We start from the raw sequence: 12,501 nt of genomic DNA, 5'->3' as shown, positions 1-12,501 counted from the left end.
AGCGGCAAGCGCGGTGAAGCTGCCGGGGATTACGTCATGACACTGTTATCGCTGCGTTACGCCGCGATGGGTCGTGTTCCGTCGCGCCCCCCTCTGTCCTGCCGGACATCTCCCCCTCCAGGGGGGAGATTGGCAGCTTCGCGGACTGCGCCCTTTCTGCATCCTACGAGATTGGCGAAAGTAGAGATGATAGCCAATCTCCCCCCTGGAGGGGGAGATGTCCGGCAGGACAGAGGGGGGCGCTGTCCCGCCAACCTCAGCCCGGCAACACCGAAACTTTCAAGGCCAGAAACAAAAAACCCGCCTCGAGGGCGGGTCGTCGGGCTGAATCAGCACCATAGGCAAATTAGTAGCATAGCTGCCGGCACAAAGCAAGAACAAAATACGTCGCAACCGACAAAAAGCGAGATCGGTGTTCAAAGACGGTCGCAAAGTGGCGTTCTGTCGCGTGGAGACTTCCGATGACCTCGCCCTCCTGGCTCACCGTCACCCAAGGCACGGCACCCTTGCTGGTTTCGATCCCGCATACCGGCATCGATCTCGCCGGCCTCGACAGCCGGCTAATCTCGCCCTGGCTCGGTCGCCGTGACGCCGACTGGTGGATCGACAAGCTTTATGACTTCGCAGAAGACCTCGGCGCGACCGTTGTGCATACGGCGATTTCGCGCACCGTCATCGACGTCAACCGCGATCCGTCCGGCGCCTCGCTCTATCCCGGCCAGACGACGACTGGGCTCTGTCCGACCGAGACCTTTGACGGCGATCCACTCTACCGCAAAGGTGAAGAGCCGGGACCGTCGGAGATCGACGAACGCCGCGAAAAATTCTTCCTGCCCTATCATGCCGCGCTGCAGGCCGAGGTCGACAGGCTGCGCGCTTTGCATGGGAAGATCGTCGTCTATGACTGCCATTCGATCCGTTCGGTGCTGCCGCGCCTATTCGAAGGCAAATTACCGGTCTTCAATCTCGGCACCAACGACGGCAAGAGCGCCGATCCAACGCTGCAGGAGGAAGTAAGGCAGATTCTGGGCGAAACCGGCGAGAGCTTCGTCGTCAACGGCCGCTTCAAGGGCGGCTGGATCACGCGCCATTTCGGCCAGCCGCAAAACGGCGTCCACGCGCTGCAGATAGAGCTGTCCAACCGCGGCTATCTGCGCGAGCCCGAAGGCAAGGGCATACCCGGCAATTGGCCGGTGCCTTACGATGCCGAATTCGCGGCGCCGATCCGCGTCACGCTGAGAAAGATCCTGGAAACCGCGATCGCCTGGGCCGAGCGCTGATGCGCGGCGCGCTTCATTCGAAAGGGACAATCATGACCGATCCTCGCCACAACATCCGTGAAGTGCGCAGCCCGCGCGGCAGCGAGCTCAACGCCCGCACCTGGCTGACGGAAGCGCCGTTGCGCATGCTGATGAACAATCTCGATCCCGATGTTGCCGAGAACCCCAATGAACTGGTCGTTTATGGCGGCATCGGCCGGGCGGCGCGCACCTGGAACGATTTCGACCGCATCGTTGCCTCGCTGAAGACCCTTGGCGACGACGAGACGCTGTTGGTGCAATCGGGTAAGCCGGTCGGCGTGTTCCGCACTCATCCTGACGCCCCGCGCGTGCTGATCGCCAATTCCAACCTGGTGCCGCACTGGGCGACATGGGAGAAATTCAACGAGCTCGATAGAAAGGGCCTGATGATGTACGGCCAGATGACGGCCGGCTCGTGGATCTACATCGGCACGCAAGGCATCGTGCAGGGCACCTATGAGACCTTCGTCGAGGCCGGCCGCCAGCACTATGGCGGCAATCTCAGGGGCAAGTGGATACTGACCGGCGGCCTTGGCGGCATGGGCGGTGCCCAGCCGCTCGCCGCGGTCATGGCCGGCGCCTGCTGCCTGGCCGTCGAATGCGATCCCGACCGCATCGATTTCCGGCTGCGCACCCGTTACGTCGACGAACGCGCCGACACGCTCGACGAGGCTCTGGAAAAGATCGAGCGCTGGACCAAAGCCGGTGAGGCGAAATCGGTCGGCCTCGTCGGCAACACCGCCGACATCCTGCCGGAACTGGTGCGGCGCGGCGTGCGCCCCGACATCGTCACCGACCAGACCTCGGCGCATGACCCGCTCAACGGCTATCTGCCCAAGGGCTGGTCGCTGGCCGAATGGCGCGAGAAGCGCAGCAGCGACCCGAAGGCCGTCGAAAGAGCTGCCCGCGCGTCGATGCGCGAGCACGTCGAGGCGATGGTGGCGTTCTGGAACGCCGGCGTGCCGACGCTCGATTACGGCAACAACATCCGCCAGGTGGCGAAGGAGGAGGGCTTCGAGAATGCTTTTGCCTTCCCAGGTTTCGTGCCGGCCTATATCCGTCCGCTGTTTTGCCGCGGCATCGGCCCGTTCCGCTGGGCAGCGCTTTCCGGCGACCCCGCGGATATCTACAAGACCGACGCCAAAGTGCGCGAACTCACGCCCGGCAACACCCATCTGCACAATTGGCTCGACATGGCGCGCGAGCGCATCGCCTTCCAGGGCCTGCCGGCGCGCATTTGCTGGGTTGGGCTCGGCGATCGCCATCGGCTCGGCCTCGCCTTCAACGAGATGGTCGCCAGGGGCGAACTGAAGGCACCGGTGGTCATCGGCCGCGATCACCTCGATTCCGGCTCGGTCGCCTCGCCGAACCGCGAGACGGAGGCGATGAAGGACGGCTCGGATGCCGTCTCCGACTGGCCCTTGCTCAATGCCCTGCTCAATACGGCGTCCGGCGCCACATGGGTGTCGCTGCACCATGGCGGCGGCGTCGGCATGGGCTTTTCGCAGCATGCCGGCATGGTCATCGTCGCCGATGGCACGCCCGAGGCGGCCAAGCGCCTGGAGCGGGTTTTGTGGAACGACCCGGCGACCGGCGTCATGCGCCACGCCGATGCCGGCTATGACATCGCGATCGAGTGCGCCAGGGAGAACCAGCTTAACCTGCCCGGCATTTTGGACTGAGCCGCGCCTTGCGCATCCTTCGGGCAGCCGAATACCGGTCGATGCCGTGGAAGAACGGCGGCGGGGTGACGACGGAGATTGTCGTGTCGCCGCCAGATGCCGGGCTCGACGATTTCGACTGGCGTGTCTCGATGGCGCTGGTCGAGGGCAGCGGCCCGTTCTCCGGCTTCGCTGGCGTCGACCGGACCTTGGCCTTGCTGGAAGGCGAGGGCATGGTCCTCGATATCGCCGGCCGGCCGCCGGTCGAAATCACCAAGGGTTCCGCACCGCTTGCCTTTCCGGCCGACGTGCCGACGCAAGCCACGCTGATCGCTGGCCCGATCACCGACCTCAACGTCATGACCCGCCGCGCCCGGGCGGCCCACACGGTCGAGCGCCTGCTGATTCCGGCTTCGACGGAGATCCAGGCCGAAGCCGATGAAACACTTATTCTGTGCGTCGACGGCGAACTCAGCGTGGCCGGCGCGGCGCCCATGCAATTGGGGCCGCTCGACGCGCTGTTGCTCGGGGCGCAAGCGCCGGAACTGCACCTGGACCCCGTCCGGCCGGCCAGGCTGTTCGTGATCCGCATCGACCGCATTGCCGGCAACGATTAACGTCTGTTTCCAAACATGATCGTGACGCCGGCCAAATATCGCGTAAGCTGGTCGCTGCATCACGAAAAAGCCTGAATCTTCCGCCGATCAGAAGCCGAAACGATGCTCATAGTGCTCGCCTGGAAGTTGTCGAGAGACAGCATCTTGTCGTGGTGCGGAAACAAACTTTCGGCCAAGTGTTGCGATGCAACCAATTGCATTTGGACCGGTTTTAGGGACATTGCCGTGGCGGTGACGCCGCACTGCGTCCCCAACACGGAACCTTAGATGAATATCCAGACCAATCTCGCACAGATCGAAAAGACGAGCGCCAGCTTCCCGGCTGTCACCGACGAGCCGATACGCTCCCATTTCCTGCCGGAAGATCGGCTGCGCGCTTTGGGCGCAGCCCTTGCCAATGGCGATGCCAAGGACTTGTTCGGTCTGACGCCTTTCGATTTTCAGGCGCGCATTCGTGACAGCGCCAGGAAGATTCTCGATGTCTACCGTTCCACCAACGCTGCCCAGGCGAGGGGCGAAACGATCACGCCCGCGGCGCAGTGGCTGCTCGACAACAACTATCTGGTCGAGGAGACCATTTTTCAGGTCAAGCGCGACCTGCCGCGCCGCTTCTATCGCCAGTTGCCGACGCTGAAACTGTCGGATGGATCCAGCGTGCCGCGCGCACTGGCGGTCGCGTGGACCTATGTCGCGCATTCCGACAGTTCCGTCTCGTCGGCCATGTTCAAGGCGATCGTCGAAGGCTTCCAGTCCGTCGAGCCGCTGAAGATCGGCGAATTATGGGCGCTGCCGTCGCTGCTGCGCTTCGTCCTGATCGAGAACCTTCGCCGCATCGCGGTCCGCGTCAATCGCACGCGGGAACTGCGCCAGATCGCCAACGAGGTCGCCGACCGTGTGCTGGCGACGGACGACAGCGCCGACCGGCAGGCGATACTTTCCCACTACAGCGCCCATGCGCAGGACACCACCTTCGCCACCCAATTGCTCTACCGGCTGCGTGACGGCTCGCAAAATGCCGGCAGGGCGCTGGAATGGCTGGAGGGCGAGCTGGAAAGGACCGGCTCCGACGCCGAGGAGATCATCCTCAGCGAGCACCACACGCTGTCCAGCGGCAACGTGACCACCGGCAACATCATCCGCGGCCTGCGCCTGATCAACGACGTCGACTGGACGGTGTGGTTCGAGGGCGTCAGCCGCATCGACACCTTGCTGCGCGAACGCACCGATTTCGCCGCCCTCGATTTCTTTTCGCGCGACCAATACCGGACTGCGATCGAGGAGCTGGCGCGCCGTTCCGACCTCTCCGAATTTCGCGTTGCCGAAAGGGCGATCGAGCTCGCCGGCCATGCTGCCGATGCACCGGGCTCCGAAAGCGGTCCGATCGCTCATACCGACGTCGGCTTCTTTCTGGTCGGCCCGCGCCGGCAGGAGCTCGAGCGGTCGATCGGCTACCGGCCGACCATCGGCAAGACGCTGAACCGGACGTTCCGCAAGACCGGATGGCTGGGCATCGTCGTGCCGGTGTTTGCGCTGACGGTCCTGCTTCTGGTCGTTTCCGGCAATGCGCTTGCCAATCTCGGCCTGTCGGTGCCGTCGATCGTCCTGATGCTGGCCCTGTTCGCGGTGCCGGCCAACGAAGGCGCGCTCGCATTCTTCAACACCGTCGTCTCGCTGTTTTTGAAACCGACGCGTCTCGTCGGCTATGATTTCAGGCACGGTGTGCCGCCCGAGGCGCGCACGCTGGTGGTGGTGCCGTCGCTGATCGGCTCGCGCGACGATGTCGAGGAGAACATCCGCAACATCGAGGTGCATCACCTCGCCAATACGGCGGGTGAGGTCTATTTCGCGCTGCTTTCCGACTGGCCGGACTCGAAGACCGAGATCGATACGGCGGATGTCGAAATCCTCGAATTCGCCCGCGCCGAAATCGCCAGGCTGAACGCCCGCTATCCCTCGGAAGGCGCGCCGCGCTTTTATCTGCTGCATCGGCGCCGGCTCTACAACGCATCGCAAGGCGTCTGGATGGGCTGGGAGCGCAAGCGCGGCAAGCTGCACGAATTGAACCTTCTGCTGCGCGGCGACAGCGACACCACCTTCTTGCCGTTGGAAGTGCCATTGCCGGAGAGCGTCGTCCACGTGATGACGCTGGACGCCGACACCCGCACCACCCGCGACGCCGTCGCTGCGCTGGCCGGCAAGCTTTGCCACCCGCTCAACCGTCCGCATTTCGATGTCGCACGGCGCGAGGTTACTGCAGGTTATTCCATCCTGCAGCCGCGCATCACCGCGTCGCTGACCAGCGGCGACGAGGCATCGTTCTTTCAGCGTGTCTTTTCCGCCAATCGCGGGCTCGATCCGTACGTCTTTGCCGTGTCAGACCTCTACCAGGACATCTTCGGCGACGGTTCCTTCACCGGCAAGGGTCTTTACCATGTCGACGCCTTCGAGGCGGCGCTGAAGGGCCGCATCGAGGAAAACACCATCCTCAGCCATGATCTGCTCGAAGGCGCCCTGGCGCGCTCGGCCTTGGTCACCGACGTCGAACTGGTCGAGGACTATCCGACCCGCTATTCGGTCGATGCGTCGCGCCACCATCGCTGGGCACGCGGCGACTGGCAGCTTCTGGGCTTCATCCTTGGCCCGCGCTCAAACGTGCCGGCGCTGTCGCGCTGGAAGATGGTGGACAATCTGCGCCGCTCGGTGACGCCGATCTTCTGGGTGATGGCCGCGATCGCCGGCTGGACGCTGCTGCCCTTCACGCAGGCCGCGCAATGGCAGGCGCTGCTGATCCTCACGCTGTTCATGGCGCCCACTTTCGACATCGTCAACGCCATCCTGCCGAAGAGCGGCGATCAGACGCCGCGCGGCCATTTCTCGGCACTGGCACGCGACGTTGCCTTCGGTACCGCCCTGGTGGCGCTGAAGATTGTCCTGATGGCGCACCTAGCCTGGATGATGGGCGACGCAATCATCCGCACGCTCTACCGCCTGTTCGTCAGCCGCCAGAACCTGCTCGAATGGCGCACCGCCTCGCAGGCACACAAGGGCAGCGACAACGATCTCGGCTCCTACTACAGCATCATGTACGGCGCCGTGATCATCGGCGTCGTCGGCCTCGCCGTCCCGGTGCTGGCCGATTCCACCGGCGCCTTCGTCGCCTTCTTCTTTGCCTTGTTCTGGATCGGCTCGCCCGCCATCGCCTGCTGGATCAGCCGTTCGGCCGAAACCGAGGACCGCCTGCGCATATCGGCCGCCGACATCCACGCGCTGCGCACCGTGGCGCGGCGTACATGGCACTATTTCGAGACTTTCGTGACGGCCGAGCATCACCATCTGCCGCCGGATAATTTCCAGGAAAGCCCGGCCCCCGTGGTGGCGCCCCGCACCTCGCCGACCAACATCGGCGTCTACCTGCTGTCGGTGATTTCGGCACGCGACTTCGGCTGGATCAGCCTCTCCGACGCCGTCAACCGCATCGACGCGACCATGTCGACCATCGAGAGCATGCCGCGCGATCGCGGTCATCTCTTCAACTGGTACGACACCACGACGTTGAAGCCGCTCTATCCGCTTTACATTTCTGCAGTCGACAGCGGCAATCTCGCCGGCCATCTGGTGGCCGTGGCCGCAGCCTGCGCCGAATGGGCCGAAGCGCCGTCGGTGCATGTGCAGGGCGACTTCGAAGGCATCCTCGATACTGTCACCATCCTCGACGAAAGCCTTGAGGAACTGCCCGACGACCGGCGTCAATTGCGGCCCTTGCGCCAGCGGCTCGCCGACCGTCTCGATGGCATGCGGCGGGCGGTCGAATTGATCAAGGCGCAGCCGGAGATGGCGTCGATCCGTACCATCAACCTGGCCGTCCTGGCCGGCGAGATACGCAAGCTCGCGACAGCCATCCACACCGAGGCAGCGTCGACCCAGAGCGACACCATCGCCGATTGGGCGGCCAGGCTCGAAGCCACCTGCGAGGCGCATGTGCACGACGCGCACAGCGACGAAAACGCCGTCGCGGCATTGCGGGCCAAGCTTCTGACGTTGCGCGAGCGCACGCGCCGTTTCGCCTTCGAGATGGATTTCTCGTTCCTGATGCGGCCCGAACGCAAGCTCCTGTCGATCGGTTACCGGGTCGAGGAGCATCAGCTCGACGAAAGCTGCTACGATCTTTTGGCCTCCGAGGCGCGGCTGACCAGCCTGTTCGCCATCGCCAAGGGCGATTTGCCGACCGAGCACTGGTTCCGGCTCGGCCGGCCGATCGTCGAGATCGGCTTCCAGGGCGCACTGATGTCCTGGTCCGGCTCGATGTTCGAATATCTGATGCCGCCCCTGGTGATGAAGGAGCCGCAAGGCAGCATTCTCAACCAGACCAGCAAGCTCATCATCAAGCGCCAGATCCAGTATGGCCGTTCGAAGAACGTACCCTGGGGGATTTCGGAAGCGGCCTACAACGCCCGCGACCGTGAACTGACCTATCAGTACACCAATTTCGGCGTGCCCGGGCTCGGCCTGAAGCGCGGCCTTGGCCAAAATACGGTAATTGCGCCTTACGCGACCGTGCTGGCAGCGCAGTTTACGCCGCATGAATCCGTGCAGAACCTGGCCAGGCTGAGGCGGTTGGGCGCGCTGGGCCGGCACGGTTTCTACGACGCGGTGGATTTCACGCCGCAACGCGTCCCCGAGGGCACCGACCACGCCGTCGTGCTCAACTACATGGCCCACCACTCCGGCATGTCGATTGCCGCAGTTGCCGATGCGATCTTCGAAGGGCGCCTGCGCGACCGCTTCCACAGCGATCCGGTGATCGAATCGGCCGAATTGCTGCTGCAGGAAAGGGCGCCGCGCGACATCCCGACTGCGACCGTCAGGACCGAGGCCGACGAGCGCTCGAAGGACGAGACCGAGCTGGAAAGCCCGGACACCCGCATCGTGCTCGATCCGCTGAGGGCGCTGCGCTCGACCAGTGTCATGTCCAATGGCCGCTACTCGGTCATGGTCACCGCCACCGGCTCCGGCTACAGCCGCTGGGGCGACCTTGCCGTCACGCGCTGGCAGCCGGATCCGACCGAGGACCGCCTTGGTTCCTATATTTTCCTGCGCGACGCCAGTAACGGCGACTGGTGGTCGGCCACCGCCGAGCCGAAGCGCGCCGCCGGCGAGCGGGCGCAGACGCTGTTTTCCGACGACAAGGCGAGCTTCGTCAAATCGGTTGGATCGCTGCGTTCGGAAGTCGAGTGCATCGTCATCTCGGAAGGCAATGGTGAGGGCCGACGGGTGACGCTCCACAATGATGGCCCCGCCGACCGGCATATCGAAGTAACCTCGTTTGCCGAACTGGTGCTGGGCTCCGAGCCCTCCGATAATGCCCATCCGGCTTTTTCGAAGATGTTCGTGGAAACCGAGATCGCGCCGAACAACGGCGCGATCTTCGCCACCAGGCGCAAGCGCGAAAAGGACGAACCCGACGTCACCATGGTGCATTTCGTCACCGACCCGTCTGGATCGGCGCGCGACGCCGAGGCGGAAACCGACAGGCGCGCCTTCATCGGCCGTGGCCGCACTATCACCGAGGCGGCTGCCTTTGATCCCGGCGCCAAGCTTGGCGGCCATTCCGGCTTCACCCTGGATCCGATCGCATCGCTTCGCCGGCAGGTGCGGGTGCCGGCCAACAAGAAGATTTCGCTGACCTTCTGGACCGTCGTCGGTACCCATCGCGCCGAATTGGATGCCGCCATCGCCCGGCTCGACCATCCCGAAAGCTTCGCCCGCCAGGCGATGCTCGCCTGGACGCGCTCGCAGGTGCAGACCCGGCACCTTGGCCTCAGTCTGTCGGACGCCGCCAATGTGCAGAAGCTGGCGCGCTATCTGATCTATCCCGACCCGTTCCTGCGCCTTCCCGGCGAATCCATCGTCTCCGGGCTCGGCAGGCAGTCTAGCCTGTGGCCGACCAGCATATCCGGCGATTTTCCGATTTTCCTGGTCAGGATCGCCGATGTCGCCGATCTGGAGATCGTCGCCCAGGCGCTTCGCTTCCAGGAATACATGCGCGCCCGCGGCATGATGATCGATTTTGTCGTCGTCAACGAGCAGGCGTCATCCTACGTGCAGGACCTGCAGCGTGCGGTGGAGACGCTGTGCGAAAACAGCCGGTTGCGCGGCAAGGAGCTCGGACCCCGCCAGCACATCTTCGCAGTGCGCCGCGATCTGATGGAGGAAACGACCTACAGGACCTTGCTCGCCGTCGCTCGGGTGGTGCTGCATACGCGCAACGGCACCATCTTCGACCAGATCGAGCGCGCCGAGGCCGCGGCACTGCAGGCGCGGGACGCCGCCCTCCAGCCGGCAGACCTTGCAGCGCTTCGCGAGCCGTCCTTGCCGGTGCCGACGTCGCAAGCATCTGCCGCCCAGGCACTGATCGAGGGCCGCGTCGACGGCAGCGGGCTCGACCAATGGAACGGTTTCGGCGGCTTCGACGGCGACGGACGCCACTACGTCGTGCGTCTTGCCGGCCGGCGCACGACGCCGCAGCCGTGGATCAACGTCATCTCCAACCCATCGTTCGGGTTCCACATTTCGGCTGAAGGCGCTGCCTTCACCTGGAGCCGCAACAGCCGCGACTATCAGTTGACGCCATGGTCGAACGATCCGGTCACCAACCGGCCGGGCGAGGGCATCTATATCTACGATCATGCCAGTGGCAGGGCGTTCTCGCCAATGGCTGCCGTGGTGCGTGATCCGACAATGACCTACGAAACCTGGCACGGGCAGGGTTTTTCGACGTTCCGCTCACAACGCGGGCCGCTGTCGATGGACCTGACCCATGTCGTCGATCCCGTCGATCCGGTGAAGATATCGCGGCTGCGCATCCAGAATTCGGGTTCGGTGCCGATGCGGCTGCGCGTCTACGCCTATGCGGAATGGGTTCTTGGCGGCCATCGCTCGCGCACCGCTGCAAGCATCGTTCCGTCGAGGGATGCCGCAACCGGCGCATTGCTGGCGCAAAATCCCTATGGACTCGATTTCGGCGAGCGAATCGCCTTTCTGGCCGCCGACGGTGCGGTGCATTCCGTCACCGCCGACCGCGGCGAATTCATCGGCAGGCAAGGCACGAGCGAGTTTCCGCATGCGGTGCTGAGCGGCGCCGACCTGTCGGGCCGCGTAGAGGCCGGCGACGATCCCTGCGCGGCCATCGCACGCGACATCGACATCGCTGCCGGTGGCGACGTCACGCTGCTCTGGCTGCTCGGCGACGCGGCCTCGCCCGACGAGGCCAGCGCGCTGGTGCAGACCCATCGCTCCAGGGATTTCGATCAGCGGCTGGCCGACAACGAGCGCACATGGCGCGGCTTTCTGGACACCATCCAGGTCGAGACGCCGGACAAGGCCCTCGACGCCATGGTCAATCACTGGCTGCCCTATCAGAGCCTGGCCTGCCGCATCCGTGCCCGCTCTGCGTTCTATCAGGCGAGCGGTGCCTTCGGCTTCCGCGATCAGTTGCAGGACACCTTGGCCTTGCTGGCGCACGACCCCAAGCTGGCGCGCGATCAGATCCTCAACGCGGCGCGGCGGCAATTTCCCGAAGGCGACGTGCAGCATTGGTGGCTGCCGCGCACCGAGGCCGGCGTCCGCACCATGATCTCTGACGACGTGGTCTGGCTGGCCCACGCTACCGCGCGCTACCTGCTGGTGACCGGTGACACCGCGATCCTGAAGGAGCAACTGCCCTTCATCGAAGGGCAGGCGCTGAGCGAAGGCGAGCACGATGCGTTCTTCATCCCGGAAATCTCGAAGAAGACAGCCTCGCTCTACGACCACTGCGCGCGGGCGCTCGATCTTGCTGTCAAGCGCAGCAGCCCGGCCGGGCTGCCGCTGATCCTCGGCGGCGACTGGAACGACGGCATGAACCGCGTCGGCGAGCACGGCAAGGGCGAGAGCGTATGGCTGGGCTGGTTCCTGCTGAAGACGCTGGGCGAATTTGCCGATGTCGCCAAGGCGGAGCGCGATGCAAAGCGCGTGCAAGCCTGGACGAAGCACGCCGAGGTGCTGAAGCGGGCGCTGGAAAGCACCGCCTGGGATGGCGAGTGGTATCGGCGCGGCAGCTTCGACGACGGCACGCCGCTCGGCTCGCGCAAGTCGGATGAGTGCAAGATCGACTCGATCGCCCAGTCCTGGAGCGTGCTTTCGGGCGAGGGCGACCCGGCGCGGTCGACCACGGCAATGGGGCAGGCGATGAAAGCGCTCGTCGACGACGAGCTCAAGATCGTCAAACTGTTTACCCCGCCCTTCTCGAAGACGGAAAAGGACCCGGGCTACATCAAAAGCTATCCACCGGGGGTCCGTGAAAACGGCGGCCAATACACGCACGCCGCGACATGGTTCGTTATTGCGCTCGCCGAGATGGGTCGCACCGACGATGCGTACCGTTGCCTTTCGATGCTAAATCCGGTCAACCATGCGCTCGATGAAGCCGCGGCAGAGCGCTACCGCGTGGAACCCTACGTCGTCGCGGCCGACGTTTATTCCGGGCAAGACAAGGGCGGCCGAGGCGGCTGGACCTGGTATACCGGGTCGGCGGGCTGGCTTTATCGCGCTGCGGTCGAGAGCATTCTCGGCATAGAGCGCCGCGGACAGCGCCTCCAGTTCACGCCGCGACTTCCCAGCCATTGGGACGGCTATTCGGCAACCCTGAAGATGCTGGGTGCCGAGATCAAGGTACGCGTCGTCCGCGACAAAAAGGCCCGGGCCATCTCACTTGAAGTGAATGGCACGAAGACCAAATCTTCGTCCTTCGAGCCAAAAGCCGGCGACAATGCCGAGGTGGTCGTTAGAATACCGACCTAGATTCAAGCACTTGGAGCGTCGCTCAGGGTTCCCCAGGGCACGCGCGGGCGCTCCAAGTGCCTCTACCGGTTATATTTGCGTTTG

Annotated in this window: 4 protein-coding genes; all 4 read left to right on the top strand. The window is 64.3% G+C overall.

Going from position 1 to position 12,501, the window contains the following annotated elements:
• The first annotated feature begins 461 nt into the window (after positions 1–461).
• The gene (gene hutG, locus NKJ13_RS19325) at positions 462–1,280 is read left to right on the top strand and encodes an N-formylglutamate deformylase (RefSeq protein ID WP_352738224.1); all 819 of its coding nucleotides are present in this window, start codon (positions 462–464) and stop codon (positions 1,278–1,280) included.
• A 32-nt stretch (positions 1,281–1,312) separates the two neighbouring features.
• Complete coding sequence (hutU, locus tag NKJ13_RS19320) at positions 1,313–2,983, top strand: urocanate hydratase (protein WP_352738227.1); 1,671 nt, start codon at positions 1,313–1,315, stop codon at positions 2,981–2,983.
• A gap of 8 nt (positions 2,984–2,991) precedes the next feature.
• Entirely contained in the window at positions 2,992–3,579 is a 588-nt protein-coding gene (locus tag NKJ13_RS19315) for a HutD/Ves family protein (protein WP_352778010.1), read from the top strand.
• A 267-nt stretch (positions 3,580–3,846) separates the two neighbouring features.
• On the top strand, positions 3,847–12,417 hold the full coding sequence (locus NKJ13_RS19310) for a glycoside hydrolase family 94 protein (protein ID WP_352738230.1): 8,571 nt from the start codon (positions 3,847–3,849) through the stop codon (positions 12,415–12,417).
• The last annotated feature ends 84 nt before the right edge of the window (positions 12,418–12,501 follow it).

The sequence above is a fragment of the Mesorhizobium sp. M0174 genome (genome assembly GCF_040322275.1).
Taxonomy (GTDB): domain Bacteria; phylum Pseudomonadota; class Alphaproteobacteria; order Rhizobiales; family Rhizobiaceae; genus Mesorhizobium.
The sequence above is the reverse complement of the archived record's forward strand: the minus strand, read 5'-3'. Positions and strand labels throughout refer to the sequence as shown.